Origin of the sequence: Psychrobacillus sp. INOP01 (genome assembly GCF_018140925.1) — a bacterium.
Classification (GTDB): domain Bacteria; phylum Bacillota; class Bacilli; order Bacillales_A; family Planococcaceae; genus Psychrobacillus.
In genome coordinates this window covers 1,595,723-1,618,991 of the sequence record NZ_CP073315.1, presented here as the reverse complement: position 1 = coordinate 1,618,991, position 23,269 = coordinate 1,595,723, and the positions used below count along the sequence as shown (strand labels likewise).

11 protein-coding genes, 7 tRNA genes and 6 rRNA genes are annotated in these 23,269 nt (G+C 43.3%); 20 read left to right on the top strand and 4 right to left on the bottom strand.

The genetic code is table 11. The features are described from left to right. Positions 1–16 precede the first annotated feature (16 nt). From KD050_RS08125 to KD050_RS08050, 16 genes are all read left to right on the top strand, one after another. A complete protein-coding gene (locus KD050_RS08125) occupies positions 17–2,182 on the top strand; it encodes a Tex family protein (RefSeq protein ID WP_305080243.1) in 2,166 nt (721 codons plus the stop codon). A gap of 65 nt (positions 2,183–2,247) precedes the next feature. Then, positions 2,248–2,718, top strand: a complete 471-nt coding sequence (locus tag KD050_RS08120; RefSeq protein ID WP_211895669.1) for a SprT family protein — start codon at positions 2,248–2,250, stop codon at positions 2,716–2,718. A gap of 80 nt (positions 2,719–2,798) precedes the next feature. Further along, positions 2,799–2,873: transfer RNA gene (locus tag KD050_RS08115), tRNA-Asn, on the top strand. Between the two features lie 4 nt (positions 2,874–2,877). Next, positions 2,878–2,949: transfer RNA gene (locus KD050_RS08110), tRNA-Glu, on the top strand. Positions 2,950–2,977: 28 nt separating this feature from the next. Continuing rightward, positions 2,978–3,053, top strand: a tRNA-Asp gene (locus tag KD050_RS08105). Between the two features lie 3 nt (positions 3,054–3,056). Further along, positions 3,057–3,131 (top strand) — tRNA-Gln (locus tag KD050_RS08100). 5 nt (positions 3,132–3,136) lie between these two features. Continuing rightward, positions 3,137–3,209, top strand: a tRNA-Lys gene (locus KD050_RS08095). Between the two features lie 64 nt (positions 3,210–3,273). After that, positions 3,274–3,360 (top strand) — tRNA-Leu (locus KD050_RS08090). A 28-nt stretch (positions 3,361–3,388) separates the two neighbouring features. Next, positions 3,389–3,462, top strand: a tRNA-Gly gene (locus KD050_RS08085). A gap of 149 nt (positions 3,463–3,611) precedes the next feature. Continuing rightward, positions 3,612–5,165: ribosomal RNA gene (locus KD050_RS08080) — 16S ribosomal RNA — on the top strand. Positions 5,166–5,362: 197 nt separating this feature from the next. Then, a 23S ribosomal RNA gene (locus KD050_RS08075) occupies positions 5,363–8,291 on the top strand. 185 nt (positions 8,292–8,476) lie between these two features. Then, positions 8,477–8,592: ribosomal RNA gene (gene rrf / locus KD050_RS08070) — 5S ribosomal RNA — on the top strand. A gap of 1,246 nt (positions 8,593–9,838) precedes the next feature. After that, a 16S ribosomal RNA gene (locus tag KD050_RS08065) occupies positions 9,839–11,392 on the top strand. A gap of 197 nt (positions 11,393–11,589) precedes the next feature. Further along, a 23S ribosomal RNA gene (locus tag KD050_RS08060) occupies positions 11,590–14,518 on the top strand. A gap of 185 nt (positions 14,519–14,703) precedes the next feature. Beyond that, positions 14,704–14,819, top strand: a 5S ribosomal RNA gene (rrf, locus tag KD050_RS08055). The 16S, 23S and 5S rRNA genes sit together here with 7 tRNA genes alongside, the layout of an rRNA operon. A gap of 635 nt (positions 14,820–15,454) precedes the next feature. Beyond that, positions 15,455–17,146, top strand: coding sequence for a M3 family oligoendopeptidase (locus KD050_RS08050; protein WP_211895668.1), 1,692 nt, complete (start codon positions 15,455–15,457; stop codon positions 17,144–17,146). A gap of 345 nt (positions 17,147–17,491) precedes the next feature. On the opposite strand, the gene KD050_RS08045 is transcribed toward KD050_RS08050, so the two are convergent. The 3 genes from KD050_RS08045 to KD050_RS08035 form a co-directional block, all read right to left on the bottom strand. After that, the gene (locus tag KD050_RS08045) at positions 17,492–17,890 is read right to left on the bottom strand and encodes a VOC family protein (protein ID WP_211895667.1); all 399 of its coding nucleotides are present in this window, start codon (positions 17,888–17,890) and stop codon (positions 17,492–17,494) included. Positions 17,891–18,081: 191 nt separating this feature from the next. Further along, positions 18,082–18,564 carry a hypothetical protein gene (locus tag KD050_RS08040; protein ID WP_211895666.1) on the bottom strand — a complete coding sequence of 161 codons (483 nt, stop codon included), beginning with the start codon at positions 18,562–18,564 and terminating at the stop codon, positions 18,082–18,084. A 292-nt stretch (positions 18,565–18,856) separates the two neighbouring features. After that, positions 18,857–19,210, bottom strand: a complete 354-nt coding sequence (locus KD050_RS08035; protein ID WP_211895665.1) for a VOC family protein — start codon at positions 19,208–19,210, stop codon at positions 18,857–18,859. Positions 19,211–19,407: 197 nt separating this feature from the next. Between KD050_RS08035 and KD050_RS08030 the strand changes: the two genes are divergently transcribed. The 4 genes from KD050_RS08030 to KD050_RS08015 are packed head-to-tail and all read left to right on the top strand — an operon-like array spanning position 19,408 to position 22,070. Further along, positions 19,408–19,779: a GntR family transcriptional regulator gene (locus KD050_RS08030; RefSeq protein ID WP_211895664.1), complete on the top strand. Its 372-nt coding sequence runs from the start codon at positions 19,408–19,410 to the stop codon at positions 19,777–19,779. Further along, positions 19,779–20,666 carry an ATP-binding cassette domain-containing protein gene (locus KD050_RS08025; RefSeq protein ID WP_211895663.1) on the top strand — a complete coding sequence of 296 codons (888 nt, stop codon included), beginning with the start codon at positions 19,779–19,781 and terminating at the stop codon, positions 20,664–20,666. Before KD050_RS08030 ends, KD050_RS08025 begins: the two co-directional genes overlap by 1 nt. Continuing rightward, complete coding sequence (locus KD050_RS08020) at positions 20,653–21,381, top strand: hypothetical protein (protein WP_211895662.1); 729 nt, start codon at positions 20,653–20,655, stop codon at positions 21,379–21,381. The genes KD050_RS08025 and KD050_RS08020 overlap by 14 nt, the downstream gene beginning before the upstream one ends. Then, positions 21,378–22,070 carry a hypothetical protein gene (locus KD050_RS08015; RefSeq protein WP_211895661.1) on the top strand — a complete coding sequence of 231 codons (693 nt, stop codon included), beginning with the start codon at positions 21,378–21,380 and terminating at the stop codon, positions 22,068–22,070. The genes KD050_RS08020 and KD050_RS08015 overlap by 4 nt, the downstream gene beginning before the upstream one ends. Positions 22,071–22,104: 34 nt before the next feature. Here the strand turns inward: KD050_RS08015 and KD050_RS08010 are convergent, their stop codons facing one another. After that, complete coding sequence (locus KD050_RS08010) at positions 22,105–23,247, bottom strand: FAD-dependent monooxygenase (protein WP_211895660.1); 1,143 nt, start codon at positions 23,245–23,247, stop codon at positions 22,105–22,107. Positions 23,248–23,269 lie beyond the last annotated feature (22 nt).

The window sequence follows — 23,269 nt, the reverse complement described above, 5'->3', positions numbered from 1 at the left end:
AAAGGACGTGTTTGTTTTGGAAATAAAGAAGATGCTCCAACTAGTTTCAAAAGATACGGGTGTCAAATCATCGCAAGCAGAACAGGTTATAAAATTACTTGAAGAGGGGAATACGGTTCCCTTCATCGCTCGATATAGAAAAGAACAAACAGGGTCTTTAGACGAAGTTCAAATAAAAGCCGTCGAAGATCGCTATAACTACATACAACAACTAGAACAAAGAAAAGAAGAAATTCTCCGCTTAATCGAAGAACAAGGTAAATTAACCGAAGAGTTGGCAACTTCAATTAATAATGCGACAGTGCTTCAGCGAGTAGAAGATTTATATCGCCCTTATAAACAAAAACGTAGAACGAAAGCTACTATTGCAAAAGAAAAAGGATTAGAACCGCTGGCTACTTTAATAATGACTTTCCCTAAGGAGTCCGTAGCTCTATTAGCAGAAGACTTTCTGAATGAGGATTTAGAAGTGCTATCTGTGGAGGACGCATTACTAGGAGCTAGGGATATCCTAGCAGAGCAATTCGCTGATGATGCCAAAATACGAGAGCAAATTAGAAATATTACCCGTGCAGACGGCAAAATTATTGCATCTGTTAAAAAAGCAGAGCTAGACGAAAAGAATGTATTTGAGATGTATTACGAGTACGAAGAACCTGTGAAAAAGATTGTTCCTCATCGTATTTTAGCGTTAAACCGAGGAGAAAAAGAGGATATTCTAAAAGTAGGTCTTCAGGTTCCAATGGAGAAAGCTACTAATGTGATGAAAGCTCAATGGATAAAATCCTCTTCTAGTAACGCGATAGATCAGATTGAAATGGCAGTAGAAGATTCGTATAAGCGACTAATACAACCTTCTGTAGAGCGAGAGATTCGAGCAGAGCTTACAGAAAAAGCAGAAGCGCAGGCTATTCATATTTTCTCTGAAAACCTACGAAATCTACTATTGCAACCACCTTTAAAAGGTAAAGTCATTCTAGGCGTCGATCCAGCTTATCGTACTGGGTGTAAGCTAGCGGTTGTAGATGATACAGGAAAGCTTTTAGAGGTTTCTGCTATTTATCCACATGCACCCAAAATGGATGTAGAAGGCTCAAAGAAAAAAGTGCTTGCTTACTTAAAGAATTATCCTATTTCTTTAGTTGCAATCGGAAATGGAACAGCCTCCCGCGAAACAGAGCAATTTATCGTGGACTGTTTGCAAGAAGCTGAGGGAGAAGTCGCATATGTAATAGTGAACGAAGCAGGTGCCAGTGTGTATTCAGCTTCCGAAACTGCACGTAACGAGTTTCCTGACTTACAAGTAGAGCAGCGTAGTGCGGTATCTATTGCAAGAAGGCTACAGGATCCTTTGGCAGAATTAGTGAAAATAGATCCAAAAGCAGTAGGAGTAGGGCAATACCAGCATGACGTTTCACAAAAAAAATTATCGGATTCCCTATCCTTTATAGTAGAAACTGCAGTTAACCAAGTCGGAGTAAATGTAAACACAGCATCAGCATCTCTATTACAATACGTTTCTGGACTTTCAAAAACAGTTGCAGAAAACGTTGTGAATATGAGGAATGAGCAAGGAAGATTTACTTCTCGAGCACAACTGAAGAAAATTCCACGCCTTGGCGCTAAAACATATGAGCAAGCAATTGGATTCTTACGCATACCAGATGCAAAAAATCCATTCGATGCAACTGGTATCCATCCTGAAAGCTATAAAGGTGCAGAGCAGGTACTGGAAATTGCGGGTCTAAAGAAAACGCAAATCGGCACAAGAGAAGCAGAAGAGGCATTAAAGGAAATTTCAATAGAAGAAGTCAGTAGAGAATTAGAAATAGGCGAAATCACATTAATAGATATAGTAGAAACATTGATCAAGCCGGCACGTGATCCTCGTGAAGCATTCCCACAGCCGATCCTGAAAAAAGATGTACTCAAATTAGAGGACTTAAAAACGGGGATGGAACTGCAAGGAACAGTACGAAATGTAGTCGATTTTGGTGCATTTGTCGATATCGGCGTAAAACAAGATGGCTTAGTGCATATTTCTAAACTGAAAAAAGGTTTTGTCAAACATCCTTTAGATGTTGTTTCGCTTGGAGATATAGTCACTGTATGGGTAGAACAGTTCGATGCCAATAAAGGAAGAATTGCATTAACGATGCTTCCTCCAGAACAACAAATGTAACTAATAGAGTTGTCCAATGGAGATATGTCGTTGGACAACCTCTTTTTAAATAGGGGTGAGTTAATTTGTCAGATGAAAAACTGTACGAACTAGTATGTCATGTATCGAACGAGATCTTTGGGAAAGACTTTCTACATAGCGCGTATTTTAACAAACGACTTAGAACTACTGGTGGAAGATATATGTTGAGATCACATCATATAGAAATAAATCCCTTAGTATTCGAAAAATATGGAATGGATGAATTGGTCGGGGTTATCAAACATGAACTTTGTCATTATCATTTACATATAGAAGGAAAAGGCTATCAACATCGGGATGCTGACTTTCGAGCGCTACTCCAAATAACAAACTCACCTAGATTTTGCTCTACATTAATGGAGAGAAAAGTAAGCAAGACTACAAAGAAGTATACGTATAAATGCGCAAAATGCTCCCTTTTATATAATCGGAAAATTCGTTTAAATACGAAGAAATACCGTTGTGGCAAGTGTTACGGGGATTTGATATTAGTTTCTTTAGAAAAACTGAAATAAATTTCCGAAAAGTAGTTGACGTTTTGCAAAACCCTCTCTATAATAGAAAAAGTCGAGTAAAACAAAACGACAAAAATTATTCCGAAGTAGCTCAGTGGTAGAGCAATCGACTGTTAATCGATTGGTCGTAGGTTCGAGTCCTACCTTCGGAGCCATTATGGCCCCTTGGTCAAGCGGTTAAGACACCGCCCTTTCACGGCGGTAACACGGGTTCGAATCCCGTAGGGGTCATTACCATTTATAAATTCATATCTTTAACGGTCCCGTGGTGTAGCGGTTAACATGCCTGCCTGTCACGCAGGAGATCGCCGGTTCGATCCCGGTCGGGACCGCCATGTTGGGGTATAGCCAAGCGGTAAGGCAATGGATTTTGATTCCATCATGCCCTGGTTCGAATCCAGGTACCCCAGCCATTTTTGAGCCATTAGCTCAGTTGGTAGAGCATCTGACTTTTAATCAGAGGGTCGTAGGTTCGAATCCTACATGGCTCATCAAATTGTTATTGACATTTAAGGTGTAAGAGAGTATAATCAACCTTGTCCTATTAATTACTAAGCGGTCGTGGCGGAACGGCAGACGCGCTAGGTTGAGGGCCTAGTGGGGGATAACCCCGTGGAGGTTCAAGTCCTCTCGGCCGCACCAGTCACATAACAATTTAACATAATTAAATGCGGGTGTAGTTTAGTGGTAAAACCTCAGCCTTCCAAGCTGATGATGAGAGTTCGATTCTCTTCACCCGCTCCATTATTTAATACTATTGAACATTGAAAACTGAACATGCAAAACGTTAAGACATACAGCTTATCGACTAACTTTGTTAGTTTGATAGCAAAACAATTTTGACATCATTTAATGATGATGCCAGCAAAACAAATGAGCTTTTTAAGTTCTCTATTATGGAGAGTTTGATCCTGGCTCAGGACGAACGCTGGCGGCATGCCTAATACATGCAAGTCGAGCGAATGACGAAGAAGCTTGCTTCTTCTGATTTAGCGGCGGACGGGTGAGTAACACGTGGGCAACCTGCCCTGTAGATTGGGATAACTCCGGGAAACCGGGGCTAATACCGAATAATCCATTTCCTCACATGTGGAGATGTTAAAAGACGGTTTCGGCTGTCACTACAGGATGGGCCCGCGGCGCATTAGCTAGTTGGTGAGGTAACGGCTCACCAAGGCGACGATGCGTAGCCGACCTGAGAGGGTGATCGGCCACACTGGGACTGAGACACGGCCCAGACTCCTACGGGAGGCAGCAGTAGGGAATCTTCCACAATGGACGAAAGTCTGATGGAGCAATGCCGCGTGAGTGAAGAAGGTTTTCGGATCGTAAAACTCTGTTGTGAGGGAAGAACAAGTACGAGAGTAACTGCTCGTACCTTGACGGTACCTCATTAGAAAGCCACGGCTAACTACGTGCCAGCAGCCGCGGTAATACGTAGGTGGCAAGCGTTGTCCGGAATTATTGGGCGTAAAGCGCGCGCAGGCGGTCCTTTAAGTCTGATGTGAAATCCCACGGCTCAACCGTGGAAGGTCATTGGAAACTGGGGGACTTGAGTACAGAAGAGGAAAGCGGAATTCCAAGTGTAGCGGTGAAATGCGTAGAGATTTGGAGGAACACCAGTGGCGAAGGCGGCTTTCTGGTCTGTAACTGACGCTGAGGCGCGAAAGCGTGGGGAGCAAACAGGATTAGATACCCTGGTAGTCCACGCCGTAAACGATGAGTGCTAAGTGTTAGGGGGTTTCCGCCCCTTAGTGCTGCAGCTAACGCATTAAGCACTCCGCCTGGGGAGTACGGTCGCAAGACTGAAACTCAAAGGAATTGACGGGGGCCCGCACAAGCGGTGGAGCATGTGGTTTAATTCGAAGCAACGCGAAGAACCTTACCAGGTCTTGACATCCCGCTGACCGGTCTAGAGATAGGCTTTTCCCTTCGGGGACAGCGGTGACAGGTGGTGCATGGTTGTCGTCAGCTCGTGTCGTGAGATGTTGGGTTAAGTCCCGCAACGAGCGCAACCCTTGATCTTAGTTGCCAGCATTCAGTTGGGCACTCTAAGGTGACTGCCGGTGATAAACCGGAGGAAGGTGGGGATGACGTCAAATCATCATGCCCCTTATGACCTGGGCTACACACGTGCTACAATGGACGGTACAGAGGGTCGCAACCCCGCGAGGGTGAGCAAATCCCATAAAACCGTTCTCAGTTCGGATTGTAGGCTGCAACTCGCCTACATGAAGCCGGAATCGCTAGTAATCGTGGATCAGCATGCCACGGTGAATACGTTCCCGGGCCTTGTACACACCGCCCGTCACACCACGAGAGTTTGTAACACCCGAAGTCGGTGGGGTAACCCTTACGGGAGCCAGCCGCCGAAGGTGGGACAGATGATTGGGGTGAAGTCGTAACAAGGTAGCCGTATCGGAAGGTGCGGCTGGATCACCTCCTTTCTAAGGATAATATCGGAATACAGATTTTTATCTGTATCTTAACGTTTTGCAGTTCAGTTTTGAATGTTCATTTTTATATGAAGATTCGATACTTGTTCTTTGAAAACTGGATAAAACGACATTGAAACAATAAACAACAAGAAATTCAAGTTGTGGTTACTTCGGTAATCATAATGTGTAAGACTTTTTAACTTTTAGGTTAAGTTAATAAGGGCGCACGGTGAATGCCTTGGCACTAGGAGTCGACGAAGGACGGCACTAACACCGATATGCTTCGGGGAGCTGTAAGTGAGCTTTGATCCGGAGATTTCCGAATGGGGAAACCCACTGTTCGTAATGGAGCAGTACATTTGCGTGAATACATAGCGCATCTGAGACACACCCAGGGAACTGAAACATCTAAGTACCTGGAGGAAGAGAAAGAAAAATCGATTCCCTGAGTAGCGGCGAGCGAAACGGGAATAGCCCAAACCAAGAGGCTTGCCTCTTGGGGTTGTAGGACACTCTACATAGAGTTACAAAGGAATGAGTTAGACGAAGCGATCTGGAAAGGTCCGCAGGATAGGGTAAAAGCCCCGTAGTCCAAAATTCATTCTCTCTTGAGTGTATCCTGAGTACGGCGGAACACGTGAAATTCCGTCGGAATCCGGGAGGACCATCTCCCAAGGCTAAATACTACCTAGTGACCGATAGTGAACCAGTACCGTGAGGGAAAGGTGAAAAGCACCCCGGAAGGGGAGTGAAATAGATCCTGAAACCGTGTGCCTACAAGTAGTTAGAGCCCGTTAATGGGTGATAGCGTGCCTTTTGTAGAATGAACCGGCGAGTTACGATTACATGCAAGGTTAAGTTGAGAAGACGGAGCCGCAGCGAAAGCGAGTCTGAATAGGGCGAATGAGTATGTGGTCGTAGACCCGAAACCAGGTGATCTACCCATGTCCAGGATGAAGGTAAGGTAACACTTACTGGAGGTCCGAACCCACGCACGTTGAAAAGTGCGGGGATGAGGTGTGGGTAGCGGAGAAATTCCAATCGAACCTGGAGATAGCTGGTTCTCTCCGAAATAGCTTTAGGGCTAGCCTCAAACGTTAGAATCTTGGAGGTAGAGCACTGTTTGGACTAGGGGCCCATCCCGGGTTACCGAATTCAGACAAACTCCGAATGCCAATGATTTATGTTTGGGAGTCAGACTGCGAGTGATAAGATCCGTAGTCAAGAGGGAAACAGCCCAGACCACCAGCTAAGGTCCCAAAGTATTTGTTAAGTGGAAAAGGATGTGGCGTTGCTTAGACAACCAGGATGTTGGCTTAGAAGCAGCCATCATTTAAAGAGTGCGTAATAGCTCACTGGTCGAGTGACGCTGCGCCGAAAATGTATCGGGGCTAAACAAATCACCGAAGCTGTGGATTGATACCTTTGGTATCAGTGGTAGGAGAGCGTTCTAAGGGCGTTGAAGTCAGACCGGAAGGACTGGTGGAGCGCTTAGAAGTGAGAATGCCGGTATGAGTAGCGAAAGACGGGTGAGAATCCCGTCCACCGTATGACTAAGGTTTCCTGAGGAAGGCTCGTCCGCTCAGGGTTAGTCGGGACCTAAGCCGAGGCCGATAGGCGTAGGCGATGGATAACAGGTTGATATTCCTGTACCACCAAACCACCGTTTGAGTAATGGGGGGACGCAGAAGGATAGGGTAAGCATGCTGTTGGTTATGCATGTCCAAGCAGTAAGGTGTGAATGTAGGCAAATCCGCATTCTGTAACATTGAGCTGTGATGGCGAGGACGTATGTCCGGAGTTCCTGATTTCACACTGCCAAGAAAAGCCTCTAGCGAGGTGATAGGTGCCCGTACCGCAAACCGACACAGGTAGTCGAGGAGAGAATCCTAAGGTGAGCGAGAGAACTCTCGTTAAGGAACTCGGCAAAATGACCCCGTAACTTCGGGAGAAGGGGTGCTCTTTTGGGTGCATAGCCTAGAAGAGCCGCAGTGAATAGGCCCAGGCGACTGTTTAGCAAAAACACAGGTCTCTGCAAAACCGTAAGGTGAAGTATAGGGGCTGACGCCTGCCCGGTGCTGGAAGGTTAAGAGGAGTGCTTAGCGCAAGCGAAGGTGCGAATTGAAGCCCCAGTAAACGGCGGCCGTAACTATAACGGTCCTAAGGTAGCGAAATTCCTTGTCGGGTAAGTTCCGACCCGCACGAAAGGCGTAACGATCTGGGCACTGTCTCAACGAGAGACTCGGTGAAATTATAGTACCTGTGAAGATGCAGGTTACCCGCGACAGGACGGAAAGACCCCGTGGAGCTTTACTATAGCTTGATATTGAATTTTGGTGCAACTTGTACAGGATAGGCAGGAGCCTTAGAGCCCGGAGCGCCAGCTTCGGAGGAGGCGTCGGTGGGATACTGCCCTGGTTGTATTGAAATTCTAACCCATACCCGTAACCCGGGTAGGAGACAGTGTCAGGCGGGTAGTTTGACTGGGGCGGTCGCCTCCTAAAGTGTAACGGAGGCGCCCAAAGGTTCCCTCAGAATGGTTGGAAATCATTCGAAGAGTGTAAAGGCAGAAGGGAGCTTGACTGCGAGACCTACAAGTCGAGCAGGGTCGAAAGACGGGCTTAGTGATCCGGTGGTTCCGCATGGAAGGGCCATCGCTCAACGGATAAAAGCTACCCCGGGGATAACAGGCTTATCTCCCCCAAGAGTCCACATCGACGGGGAGGTTTGGCACCTCGATGTCGGCTCATCGCATCCTGGGGCTGTAGTCGGTCCCAAGGGTTGGGCTGTTCGCCCATTAAAGCGGTACGCGAGCTGGGTTCAGAACGTCGTGAGACAGTTCGGTCCCTATCCGTCGTGGGCGTAGGAAATTTGAGAGGAGCTGTCCTTAGTACGAGAGGACCGGGATGGACACACCGCTGGTGTACCAGTTGTTCTGCCAAGAGCATCGCTGGGTAGCTATGTGTGGACGGGATAAGTGCTGAAAGCATCTAAGCACGAAGCCCCCCTCAAGATGAGATTTCCCATTACGCAAGTAAGTAAGATCCCTCAAAGACGATGAGGTAGATAGGTTCGGGGTGGAAGCGTGGCGACACGTGTAGCTGACGAATACTAATCGATCGAGGACTTAACCAAATTTGTTTAACGTAACAATGTCGTTTATCCAGTTTTGAGTGAACAAGCACTCTATTATAAGAGGGTTTCAAGATACAAGCAGTGCTAGGAAACGATTGAGAGAAGGAAGGAGCGTACTAACGTACGTGACTGACGGAACGAATGAAGTTGACAACGCAATGCGCAGTATATTGAAAGCCGAAGAGTCTAGTGATGATGGCGAAGAGGTCACACCCGTTCCCATACCGAACACGGAAGTTAAGCTCTTCAGCGCCGATGGTAGTTGGGGGTCTCCCCCTGTGAGAGTAGGACGTCGCTGGGCATCAAAGTAAAGTCATTACCGAGTAAATCGGTAATGACTTTTTTGTTTATACTAAAACAGAATAAATAAAGCCGTAGGCAGTCTTTTCTCTATAAGGTAGTGTGCAGGAAAGTAGAGGGGCAAAGAGTTCAAGAAAGCAATGAGAGAGGCTAGGAACGTATAACATACGCGAGAATCGCACGAATGTAGCTGACGAAGAAATCTGTAGCCCATCTGATTTCGCAGCCCCGGACACGGAAGTTGAGCTCTTGTGCCGATGGTAGTTGGGGGTCTCTCCCTGTGAGAGTAGGACGTCACTGCACCAAAGAAAAAGTCGTTACCGAATTATCGGTAATGACTTTTTTGTATGTTTGTAAAGAAAGCTCAATTAAATAATACTATTGTTTTCTGTTACAACTGGGCATTTTTCATGGTCTAGGTTGAGTCTCCACAGGTTTAAATATTGCAAATCACCACTAATTGTTTTCTTACGGAGATGATTCTAGCTTTCGTTCTTATATAAGAGCACTAGAAATTATAGATTAACTAAAAATATATGCTTACGTTTACGTAATTGACCAACTTTCTTCAGAATATAGGATCGATTTTTCTGACTCATTCAACGAAAATCATCAAATATAGTAATATCAATAATAAGATATAGCAATGCCTTAGAGAAAAAAGCCGAAGGCAGACTCACTCTATAAAAAATGTGTGAGAAAATAGAAGGTAAAGAGTTTGACGAAGCAAGTCTCAGAGCATATACGACATCACTTATTTAAATGAATTGTATCTCATATCATTATGTAGTAATCGAAGATCTTACTTTGTGCTAATATCTTTTATTTTGTTAAATAGATAACACTGCTGGTATTGAATAGGATGCAGTTAGCTTAATAAAATCCTAGTAATACAACAATATGAGGCAAGTAATACAGCTATTTATATATTAAATATAAAGTTTTTAAAAAAAATGAAAAAATCACTTGCCAATGTTAATGACAGGTGGTATAGTTATCAAGTTGTCATTTTCATTAGTGACTTACACAAAAAACAAATTAAAAAAAGTTGTTGACAACAATATCAGGATTTGATATGATATTAAAGTCGCCAAAACGACATCACAACAACATGAACATTGAAAACTGAACATGCAAAACGTTAAGACATACAGCTTATCAACTAACTTAGTTAGTTTGATAGCAAAACAATTTTGACATCATTTAATGATGATGCCAGCAAAACAAATGAGCTTTTTAAGTTCTCTATTATGGAGAGTTTGATCCTGGCTCAGGACGAACGCTGGCGGCATGCCTAATACATGCAAGTCGAGCGAATGACGAAGAAGCTTGCTTCTTCTGATTTAGCGGCGGACGGGTGAGTAACACGTGGGCAACCTGCCCTGTAGATTGGGATAACTCCGGGAAACCGGGGCTAATACCGAATAATCCATTTCCTCACATGGGGAGATGTTAAAAGACGGTTTCGGCTGTCACTACAGGATGGGCCCGCGGCGCATTAGCTAGTTGGTGAGGTAACGGCTCACCAAGGCGACGATGCGTAGCCGACCTGAGAGGGTGATCGGCCACACTGGGACTGAGACACGGCCCAGACTCCTACGGGAGGCAGCAGTAGGGAATCTTCCACAATGGACGAAAGTCTGATGGAGCAATGCCGCGTGAGTGAAGAAGGTTTTCGGATCGTAAAACTCTGTTGTGAGGGAAGAACAAGTACGAGAGTAACTGCTCGTACCTTGACGGTACCTCATTAGAAAGCCACGGCTAACTACGTGCCAGCAGCCGCGGTAATACGTAGGTGGCAAGCGTTGTCCGGAATTATTGGGCGTAAAGCGCGCGCAGGCGGTCCTTTAAGTCTGATGTGAAATCCCACGGCTCAACCGTGGAAGGTCATTGGAAACTGGGGGACTTGAGTACAGAAGAGGAAAGCGGAATTCCAAGTGTAGCGGTGAAATGCGTAGAGATTTGGAGGAACACCAGTGGCGAAGGCGGCTTTCTGGTCTGTAACTGACGCTGAGGCGCGAAAGCGTGGGGAGCAAACAGGATTAGATACCCTGGTAGTCCACGCCGTAAACGATGAGTGCTAAGTGTTAGGGGGTTTCCGCCCCTTAGTGCTGCAGCTAACGCATTAAGCACTCCGCCTGGGGAGTACGGTCGCAAGACTGAAACTCAAAGGAATTGACGGGGGCCCGCACAAGCGGTGGAGCATGTGGTTTAATTCGAAGCAACGCGAAGAACCTTACCAGGTCTTGACATCCCGCTGACCGGTCTAGAGATAGGCTTTTCCCTTCGGGGACAGCGGTGACAGGTGGTGCATGGTTGTCGTCAGCTCGTGTCGTGAGATGTTGGGTTAAGTCCCGCAACGAGCGCAACCCTTGATCTTAGTTGCCAGCATTCAGTTGGGCACTCTAAGGTGACTGCCGGTGATAAACCGGAGGAAGGTGGGGATGACGTCAAATCATCATGCCCCTTATGACCTGGGCTACACACGTGCTACAATGGACGGTACAGAGGGTCGCAACCCCGCGAGGGTGAGCAAATCCCATAAAACCGTTCTCAGTTCGGATTGTAGGCTGCAACTCGCCTACATGAAGCCGGAATCGCTAGTAATCGTGGATCAGCATGCCACGGTGAATACGTTCCCGGGCCTTGTACACACCGCCCGTCACACCACGAGAGTTTGTAACACCCGAAGTCGGTGGGGTAACCCTTACGGGAGCCAGCCGCCGAAGGTGGGACAGATGATTGGGGTGAAGTCGTAACAAGGTAGCCGTATCGGAAGGTGCGGCTGGATCACCTCCTTTCTAAGGATAATATCGGAATACAGATTTTTATCTGTATCTTAACGTTTTGCAGTTCAGTTTTGAATGTTCATTTTTATATGAAGATTCGATACTTGTTCTTTGAAAACTGGATAAAACGACATTGAAACAATAAACAACAAGAAATTCAAGTTGTGGTTACTTCGGTAATCATGATGTGTAAGACTTTTTAACTTTTAGGTTAAGTTAATAAGGGCGCACGGTGAATGCCTTGGCACTAGGAGTCGACGAAGGACGGCACTAACACCGATATGCTTCGGGGAGCTGTAAGTGAGCTTTGATCCGGAGATTTCCGAATGGGGAAACCCACTGTTCGTAATGGAGCAGTACATTTGCGTGAATACATAGCGCATCTGAGACACACCCAGGGAACTGAAACATCTAAGTACCTGGAGGAAGAGAAAGAAAAATCGATTCCCTGAGTAGCGGCGAGCGAAACGGGAATAGCCCAAACCAAGAGGCTTGCCTCTTGGGGTTGTAGGACACTCTACATAGAGTTACAAAGGAATGAGTTAGACGAAGCGATCTGGAAAGGTCCGCAGGATAGGGTAAAAGCCCCGTAGTCCAAAATTCATTCTCTCTTGAGTGTATCCTGAGTACGGCGGAACACGTGAAATTCCGTCGGAATCCGGGAGGACCATCTCCCAAGGCTAAATACTACCTAGTGACCGATAGTGAACCAGTACCGTGAGGGAAAGGTGAAAAGCACCCCGGAAGGGGAGTGAAATAGATCCTGAAACCGTGTGCCTACAAGTAGTTAGAGCCCGTTAATGGGTGATAGCGTGCCTTTTGTAGAATGAACCGGCGAGTTACGATTACATGCAAGGTTAAGTTGAGAAGACGGAGCCGCAGCGAAAGCGAGTCTGAATAGGGCGAATGAGTATGTGGTCGTAGACCCGAAACCAGGTGATCTACCCATGTCCAGGATGAAGGTAAGGTAACACTTACTGGAGGTCCGAACCCACGCACGTTGAAAAGTGCGGGGATGAGGTGTGGGTAGCGGAGAAATTCCAATCGAACCTGGAGATAGCTGGTTCTCTCCGAAATAGCTTTAGGGCTAGCCTCAAACGTTAGAATCTTGGAGGTAGAGCACTGTTTGGACTAGGGGCCCATCCCGGGTTACCGAATTCAGACAAACTCCGAATGCCAATGATTTATGTTTGGGAGTCAGACTGCGAGTGATAAGATCCGTAGTCAAGAGGGAAACAGCCCAGACCACCAGCTAAGGTCCCAAAGTATTTGTTAAGTGGAAAAGGATGTGGCGTTGCTTAGACAACCAGGATGTTGGCTTAGAAGCAGCCATCATTTAAAGAGTGCGTAATAGCTCACTGGTCGAGTGACGCTGCGCCGAAAATGTATCGGGGCTAAACAAATCACCGAAGCTGTGGATTGATACCTTTGGTATCAGTGGTAGGAGAGCGTTCTAAGGGCGTTGAAGTCAGACCGGAAGGACTGGTGGAGCGCTTAGAAGTGAGAATGCCGGTATGAGTAGCGAAAGACGGGTGAGAATCCCGTCCACCGTATGACTAAGGTTTCCTGAGGAAGGCTCGTCCGCTCAGGGTTAGTCGGGACCTAAGCCGAGGCCGATAGGCGTAGGCGATGGATAACAGGTTGATATTCCTGTACCACCAAACCACCGTTTGAGTAATGGGGGGACGCAGAAGGATAGGGTAAGCATGCTGTTGGTTATGCATGTCCAAGCAGTAAGGTGTGAATGTAGGCAAATCCGCATTCTGTAACATTGAGCTGTGATGGCGAGGACGTATGTCCGGAGTTCCTGATTTCACACTGCCAAGAAAAGCCTCTAGCGAGGTGATAGGTGCCCGTACCGCAAACCGACACAGGTAGTCGAGGAGAGAATCCTAAGGTGAGCGAGAGAACTCTCGTTAAGGAACTCGGCAAAATGACCCCGTAACTTCGGGAGAAGGGGTGCTCTTTTGGGTGCATAGCCTAGAAGAGCCGCAGTGAATAGGCCCAGGCGACTGTTTAGCAAAAACACAGGTCTCTGCAAAACCGTAAGGTGAAGTATAGGGGCTGACGCCTGCCCGGTGCTGGAAGGTTAAGAGGAGTGCTTAGCGCAAGCGAAGGTGCGAATTGAAGCCCCAGTAAACGGCGGCCGTAACTATAACGGTCCTAAGGTAGCGAAATTCCTTGTCGGGTAAGTTCCGACCCGCACGAAAGGCGTAACGATCTGGGCACTGTCTCAACGAGAGACTCGGTGAAATTATAGTACCTGTGAAGATGCAGGTTACCCGCGACAGGACGGAAAGACCCCGTGGAGCTTTACTATAGCTTGATATTGAATTTTGGTGCAACTTGTACAGGATAGGCAGGAGCCTTAGAGCCCGGAGCGCCAGCTTCGGAGGAGGCGTCGGTGGGATACTGCCCTGGTTGTATTGAAATTCTAACCCATACCCGTAACCCGGGTAGGAGACAGTGTCAGGCGGGTAGTTTGACTGGGGCGGTCGCCTCCTAAAGTGTAACGGAGGCGCCCAAAGGTTCCCTCAGAATGGTTGGAAATCATTCGAAGAGTGTAAAGGCAGAAGGGAGCTTGACTGCGAGACCTACAAGTCGAGCAGGGTCGAAAGACGGGCTTAGTGATCCGGTGGTTCCGCATGGAAGGGCCATCGCTCAACGGATAAAAGCTACCCCGGGGATAACAGGCTTATCTCCCCCAAGAGTCCACATCGACGGGGAGGTTTGGCACCTCGATGTCGGCTCATCGCATCCTGGGGCTGTAGTCGGTCCCAAGGGTTGGGCTGTTCGCCCATTAAAGCGGTACGCGAGCTGGGTTCAGAACGTCGTGAGACAGTTCGGTCCCTATCCGTCGTGGGCGTAGGAAATTTGAGAGGAGCTGTCCTTAGTACGAGAGGACCGGGATGGACACACCGCTGGTGTACCAGTTGTTCTGCCAAGAGCATCGCTGGGTAGCTATGTGTGGACGGGATAAGTGCTGAAAGCATCTAAGCACGAAGCCCCCCTCAAGATGAGATTTCCCATTACGCAAGTAAGTAAGATCCCTCAAAGACGATGAGGTAGATAGGTTCGGGGTGGAAGCGTGGCGACACGTGTAGCTGACGAATACTAATCGATCGAGGACTTAACCAAATTTGTTTAACGTAACAATGTCGTTTATCCAGTTTTGAGTGAACAAGCACTCTATTATAAGAGGGTTTCAAGATACAAGCAGTGCTAGGAAACGATTGAGAGAAGGAAGGAGCGTACTAACGTACGTGACTGACGGAACGAATGAAGTTGACAACGCAATGCGCAGTATATTGAAAGCCGAAGAGTCTAGTGATGATGGCGAAGAGGTCACACCCGTTCCCATACCGAACACGGAAGTTAAGCTCTTCAGCGCCGATGGTAGTTGGGGGTCTCCCCCTGTGAGAGTAGGACGTCGCTGGGCATCAAAGTAAAGTCATTACCGAGTAAATCGGTAATGACTTTTTTGTTTATACTAAAACAGAATAAATAAAGCCGTAGGCAGTCTTTTCTCTATAAGGTAGTGTGCAGGAAAGTAGAGGGGCAAAGAGTTCAAGGAAGCAATGAGAGAGGCTAGGAACGTATAACATACGCGAGAATCGCACGAGTGTAGCTGACGAAGAAATCTGTAGCCCATCTGCTCGTAGCCCCGGACACGGAAGTTGAGCTCTTGTGCCGATGGTAGTTGGGGGGCTCTCCCTGTGAGAGTAGGACGTCGCTGTGCACCAAAGAAAAAGTCATTACCGAATTATCGGTAATGACTTTTTTGTGCTTTGGGAAAATATAAAATCCAGGCGATATACAAGTGAATAACTATGCTGTTAGGGGCTTATGCTTTTATTTTTTTAGGCTATGTTTAAAGTTAATAGAAGATTTTTCAATTCTTTTTTTACTAAAGTTCCAAAGCTAATATATTCATTTATGAAAATAAATTATAGAAATTCTCTATGAATATTTTTGCTCTTTAGCGTAATTATTTTTTATTTCAGAGTATTTAATATTGTGTTTGAAAGTAAAATATATTACTCTTTAAAGTAACGAATGATTGGAGGGAGAAAAATGGATATTATTAAACAAAAGGAAGCCATCTTAGATATTGACCAATATGAAAAAGACTTTGAAAGAATGTTGAAAGCCTTTATAAATGCAGGTTCTTTTGAGGAGCAAAATGTCCAGTTCGAAAGGCTGAATCATTATCGGCTTGCTTATCAGGCGTCAGAAAATGAAGCGAGGATTCATTACTTTGGAGATACGGCAAATGATGATTATATTAAACAGCATGCCTTTTTCCAGGAGATAGAGCCACGCTGGCTATGGATGACAGGGGAATACTACAGAGAGATTCTGAAGGCGAAATTTAGGGAACAGCTTGAGAAGCAGTGGGGCAATCAGCTATTCAAAATAGCAGATATTAAGCTGAGAACCTATTCTGATGAAGTGCAAGAAGATATCAGGAAAGAAAATCGCCTTGTATCCGAGTATCAGCAGCTGTTGGGAAAAGCGGTCATTCCTTTCAATGGAAATGAACTTAGATTAAGTGCCTTGGCTCTATATCTGGGTTCACCTGATCGGGAGGTCCGAAAAGCAGCCTTTGAAGCAAAATCGGGCTATTTTCAACAGCATGCCTACGATTTTGAACGAATCCTCGATGACCTCGTAAAGACACGCAACCGAATTGCGAAAACGTTAGGTTATTCGTCCTTTGTGGAACTTGGCTACGACCGAATGCATAGAACAGGACATACACCCGACGACCTCGTTCAATACCGCAAGCAAGTGAAAGAGCATGGGGTACAATTCATTTCTGCTCTTAGAAAGAAACAGCTGAACCGTATTGGCGTTTCCAAACTGAAGTATTATGATGAGAGCTATTTCTTCAAGAACGGTTCGCCATCGCCAATAGGGACACATAAAGAAATATTAGAGGTTTATCGGGCTATTTTCCGTGAACTGTCTCCTGAAACGGGAGCATTTTTTGATGAATTGATAGAAAAAAGGAATGTTGACGTAGAATCACGTACAAACAAAATGGGTGGGGCATTTGCGTCGTATAGAGGTCCGGAAGTTGCTCCGTTTATCTTCGCGAATTTCAACGGCACATCCAATGATGTAAGGGTTTTTGCACATGAGGCGGGCCATGCATTTCAGTTTTATATGAGTCGTCACTCCAATATCCATGAGTACATTATTCCATATGATTCCTGTGAGATATTTTCATTCACGATGGAACGGTTTGTATGGCCTTGGATGGAACTGTTTTTTGGGCAAGATACGGAAAAGTACCAGTTTTCCAACCTGACCGAAGCATTTATTTATATGCCGGTTGTATCAGTTGTAGATGAATTCGAGCACTTCCTGTATGAATTCCCGACAGCCAGCACTCAAGTTCGGAAGCAAAAGTGGAGAGAGTTGGAGCAAGAGTACTTGCCAGAACGGGACTATGATGGCAATGAATTTTTAGGGCAAGGCACAGGTTTTTATGAAATAGGGCATCTGTTCACTTCGCCTTTTTACTACATGGATTATGATCTGGCCCATTTTGCTGCAGTACAGCTATGGATTAAACAGCAAGATGAACCGAAATCTGCTTGGGACAGCTTCCTGAAAATGTGTAAACAAGGGGGACAGCTCCCATACCCTGAGCTTTTGAAGAGTGCAAATCTGGAATCTCCTTTTGAAGAAGGAAGCATGGAGAGGCTTCTTGAAAAGGTTAAGAGCTGGATCAATCAGGTGGATGACCGCTCATTTTAATAGCAAGTCTATGGTAGCTGAAATTGCATCTTCAGCTACTTGTTTTATGTATTAGGTGGTGTCGATTATTTCATTCTCCCAACCAAGCTTCACTTTTGAAAAAGCCCAAAGAAACATTTTTTAAAATTAGGGGAAGGAGGATTTAATAACGGTATCCCTATTCAACTAACCTGTTGCTTTAGTTTAAGTTTACACATTTCACAAATGATCGCCGAAATCTACTTGATGTTCTGGGTAAAAAAAATAGACCATCGAAATGATGGTCTTGTTTAACTAAAGCACACTTAGTTGAAGAAATCATATTTTTATTTTGGTATCAGGAGGACAATGCTAAAGTTCTTCATATTATTTAGGAAGATTTAGTTGCCACGAAACTCCGAAGCGGTCATTTAGCCAACCGAACTTTTTACTGAAACCATAATCACCTACAGGCATGAGTGCTTGACCACCTTCGTTGAGTTTATGATAAAGATTGTCAAGTTCCTCTTCAGTATCACAAGTCACAAAGATTGAGAATGAAGGAGTGAAAGTAAACTGATGCTTCACATTACTGTCAATACACATAAATTCTTGCCCTTTTAAGGTAAAAGTAGCCTGCATTACAGTTCCTTCTTTTCCAGATTCATTAGGTCCATATCGAACAATGCTTGTAATTTGAGAATCCTCAATGAGGGTTGTGTAATAATTCATCGCTTCTTCTGCATTGTCTTCTTGAAACATTAAGAATGTTGCTACCTTCTCCATTATAAATCCACTCCTTTTCATAACTATCTCTAAAGTATAATACAATTCTTATAAAAATAACCATTCTTCAACTAACGTGCTGCGTTAGTTGAAGTATTATTGATGTTTTGGACTTATAGATAGACCATCGAAATGATGGTCTATATTACTAAAGCACCTCGTTTGTTCAATAAAGTTTATATTCGCCTCTTTTACTGATTTATTATTACTTCGTCTACATAGTTTAAAAGAGTGTTATATTTAGAATCTCCATTAAGATATTGTATAGCTTCATAAATTGGGCATATCACTTTGTCTAATTTTTTTGAGTAAAGAACACTTTCGCTTTCTACACTCATCATATAATTATCTAAATGAATCGTATTTTCTTGGATAGATTTAAATTCAAACCAATTATATTGGCCGTTTGTATGGTTTTTAATAACTTCTCCTAGATAGACTCCGATTCGTACAGGAAAATTATCTGGATGTTCTTTTAAAAGCTGCTGTCCAAAACCTGTATGCATTAACCTATCAGCATACTCATCAACCAAGCGAACACTTTCTATTGAAAGATTCAATTTATCTTTTGTAAGGTTTTCTTGGTCCCATTTTTCAGATGATACATCTTTATATAACAATTCCCCCATAAACTTTATATCAGTTTTAATTAATTGTCGTTTTTTAAAAAACATCTTTCTCTCCTCTTTCTACAAACTGTATTTAGACAATCTTATTTATAATTTAACATAAATATCCAGTGTAAATTAATATTGGGAAATCCACTCTCTGTATTCATTAATGATTAATCATCCTCTTCCAGTACAAAACCCTTTTTTAAGAACTTGCAAGAACCCTTCTATATCAAAACCTGTTTCTATAGTTTTCGGAAAAACTTTTTATACTTCCTATTAAAAACGCTGAATGTAACTCTTTCTGTAGTAAAAAAACAGTTTCAGTACAGTTATTGTACTGGAACTGTTTTAATTAACTCTCATTCATTAAGGCATGTGTATTTCCTTCAGTATCTTTAAAGAATGCCATCCATGTCTCCGTTTCCCCGACCTTTGCAACCATATGCGGTTCATCTATGAAAGTGGCACCTGCATCCTTCATTCTAGAAACCTCACTATTTAAATCATCTACTTGAAAATATAAGACGGAGCTTGGATGATTGAATTCTTCACTTTCAGGTCGGCTTAATAGAAGTCTCGTTTCTCCACATTGAAAAAATGCAAGACTGTCCATTTCAAATAATAACACTAATTTAACAACATCCTTATAAAATGCAACAGCTCGATCTACGTTAACTACATTTACAGAGACTTGTCCTAATTTCATAAATTATATCCCCCATTTCTTATATATTTATTCTCTATTAAATTGCAAACTCCTTTTAAAAGGTTAATGTAAGCTCAATGCATTTTAACAGAAGTGGATTATAATGCCAAAATACGCTAGACAATTTTCAAATGATATTATATACTACATTACAACACTGATGTACTGATTTTCAAATGAGAGGAGATTAACCTCAGGTGATTATAAATACCGATAGTACTAAGCCGATATATGTGCAAATTGCAGAGTGGTTGGAGAATGAAGTTATAGCAGAGCGTTTCAAGGATGATGAAAAAGTATATTCTCAATATCAGTTGGCGGAGCTTTTTAATATTAATCCTGCTACAGCTGCAAAAGGACTAACGATACTAGTTGAGGAAGAGATTTTATATAAGAAAAGGGGACTTGGGATGTTCGTAGCACCAGAGGCCAAAATAATGATTCTGGAAAAACGGAGAAATGAGACACTTACAAAAATGGTAACAGATATAGTTTTAGAAGCAAAAAGGTTATCGGTAACAAAAGAGGAACTAATACAACTCATCCATAACTGCGAGGAGGAGATCTAATGAATGTGATAGATTGTCAAAAAGTAAGTAAAGGTTTTCGACGGACTAATGCTTTGGTGAATATAACGTTTCAGCTGACAGAACAAAAGATAACAGGCCTTATTGGACGTAATGGAGCAGGGAAGACTACTTTGCTCAAAGTATTGGCAGGATTAACTAAGCATAATTCGGGTGAAGTAAGTGTCTTTGGGAAAAATCCTTATAATAACTTAATGGTTTCTGCAAACAGTATTTTAGTGGATGATCAAATGACTTTTCCAGACTCCCTTACCTTAGAAGAAATATTGCAAAGTGCACCAGCTTTTTATAAAAGGTGGGATGCACAGCTTGCTGCTCGTTTATTTCAATACTTTAAGTTGAATTCCAAGCAGCAGCATTCTAAGTTATCCAAGGGTGCAAGAGCTACATTCAATATGATTTTTGGGTTGTCAACTCGCAGTGAGTTAACGATGTTTGATGAACCAACAAACGGAATGGATGAAGCGGTTCGAACAGATTTTTATAGGGCTTTACTAAAGGATTATATAGCACATCCTCGCACTATTTTAATCTCTAGCCACCATTTAGCCGAAATAGAGCATTTGCTAGAGAATATTTTATTAATTCACAATGGGAAAGTTGTATTGCATGAATCTCTAGATGAAGTGAAGGAATATGCGGTAGCTGTTCAGGGCCCAATTGCTGATGTAGAAAGATGGACAGAGGGGGAAGAAATTCTTCATTCCAAAAGAGTTGATGCACAAAGGCTTTATGTAGTAGTTAAAAACAATTCTAAGCTGGAGAGAGCTCGTCTAGAGGGTGCTGTCATTCAAGCGTTACCTGCTAGTGAAGTATGCATGTATGTGACGAGTGAGACGAAAGGGGGAATCGATGATGTTTTTAAGTAATAGTAGCTTAGCAGGTGTTGTACTATCTCAGGTGAAGTTTAAGATAAATGCTTATAGTGGATTGATTTATTCGCTAATTATTTTGCAGTTAATGGGGATACTGTTCGCAAGTGGAGCATCAAGTAGCGGGACTTCTATTAATAGTATTTCTATTAATTTAAACATTTCCTCGATTGATCCGAGTTTTCTCTTTGTTTCATTATTAGCTATTTCAGTAGGAAATCTTATTACTACGAAAGCGTATCGATATGATGACTTTTCGTTTGTGGCAACTCGTCTTAGCAGCAACTTAGCAAATATTATTGTTCTGTTGATCTTTAGTTGTTTTGCTGGTTTAACTACTTTTTTATCAGGTTATATAATGCGTATTATTTTAACTATCTATAGTAGTTCCGAGTTTGTAGGAAGCACAGGAATTATTGAAGATCCTATCCGGTCTTTATTAACTATTCTAGCTATGATAACTCTCTTTTGGATGTTCAGTTCTTTAGGATACTTAGTTGGTATGTTGTTTCAAAAACATAAGTTGCTGTTTTTTGGTGTCCTAGCAATCTTTATTATGTTGTTGGTATCAAAAACTTGGATAAAAATATTAGAATTTATTTTTGTAGAGAACGGTTCATTGCTGATATTTACTATTAAGATTATTAGCATTACGATTATTTTCATTGCGGCTTCCATTGCAATTTCCCATCGTTTGGAGGTTAGATCATGAGCAATACATGGATGATCCTACTTATTGGATTAATACCTGTAGTCATTGTTATAATCATTGTGCTTTATCTAATGAAGAAAATAAAATATAAAGGTAACTTACGTTTAAATAAAATGATTATAGCAATCTATGTCGGTATATTAATCACTTCCGTTGTTGTATATGAAGTTCTACCAAAGGAACCTATGTTAGAACGATTATCCTTAGGGGAATTAAAACAGCTACAAACGGAAAATAAATCTTTTGAAGCAACATTGCTAAAACAGGAAGAGAACAAATTGAGTCAGAAGTTTCTCAAGGATGAATGGTCTCATGAATTAAGTGGAAATACATTATCTCTTGGATATATAGGGAATGATCCATACTCTACAAGAGTGGTTGTAGAATGGATTGACTCCACTGACCAAACGATAGAAGGAAAAGAATATCGGTCTCATATAAATGTATATGGAATAGAAATTGAAGACAGGATTCCGCTTCATGAAGTGGGCTGGAATGGAAATCAGTTAGTCATTCATGAGCCTTCAGAGCAACAGCTAACATTCGAGCAGTTTTCAAATGATTTGAACCTCTTACCGCAAAAGGTTGAGACTGAGGAGATTAGAATGGTAAGAGGGCAGACATATATTCACTTAAAAGTCCCAAAACATATAGAAATTGTGGATCCATTAGGACTGCAAATATATTAATCAAAAATAAAGTGCCTGCTAAATGCAAGGCACTTTATTTTAGTTTCACATCAAATAGGAATTTCAAACGTCCCATTAAAACCTTTGATGGGATAAAAGAGAATAAAAAGTCGCGAACTCCGGCGAGTGGCCGGAATTGAATTTGAGCGGTTGCACCTATTTGACGAGAAAGACGAATTACTTTTGCAGTCCGTGCAACTCGCTTCTGCTCATAAAATGCTAACACCTTATCCACATGTTCAAACTGTTTGAAGCCATTTCCTAGAACAATGGCATCTTCAATTGCTTGTCCAGCACCTTGACCCATATTGGGTGTAGTGGCATGAGCAGCATCTCCAAGAAGAACCACACGTCCAAAGGCAAACTGACGTAACGGTTTAATATCAGAAATATCGTGATGAAGAATGTTTTCAAAAGGTGTAGTAGTAATTATGTTGTGCACAACCTCTGGAAAGTGATGAAATAAGTCACCGATTTCCTGAGAAGTGAGATGCTGAAATTGTGGATTCCTTGCTGTTGTATTAATGCAGGCAAACCAATATACTAATCCATTTTTCATAGGAGCCATCCCAAATCGTCCTTGTGTGGACCATAATTCGGTGGATGTGTATTCATCGACCCTTCCTCTGTTTTCCGTGATGCCTCTCCAACATGTATAACCTGCGTATTTAGGGAGAGAGTCAGGAACAAGTTGTTGCCGTATAGATGAATGGATACCGTCGGCCGCTATGAGTAAGTCGGCGGTCACTGTAGTACCGTCTTCAAAGTGGACGGTTACTTGAGTATCACTTTGGTCGACAGATATGCATTTTTTATTGAAATGCAGTGTATTTGGTTCGAGTGCTTCCAGCAAAGTTCTATGCAAATCTGCGCGGTGGATAGTAATATTCTCTTGTCCATATAGCTTTTTTAGAACAGTAAAATCAATCGTATTTAAAGTTTTCCCAAACTCATCTTGAAAGACCTGCGTATGAAGTACATGACCATTTGCAAATACATCTTCACCTACACCAATTTCCATCAGTGCCTGCAAAGCATTAGATCCTATTCCAATACCTGCGCCAACTGGCAGAAACGTTGGATTAGCTTCAAATACTTGAACAGAAAATCCTTGTTTTTGTAAGGTTACGGCAGCACAGAGTCCCCCGATACCGCCACCTATTATCGCTATTTTCATTTGGTAATACCTCCGCCTCTTG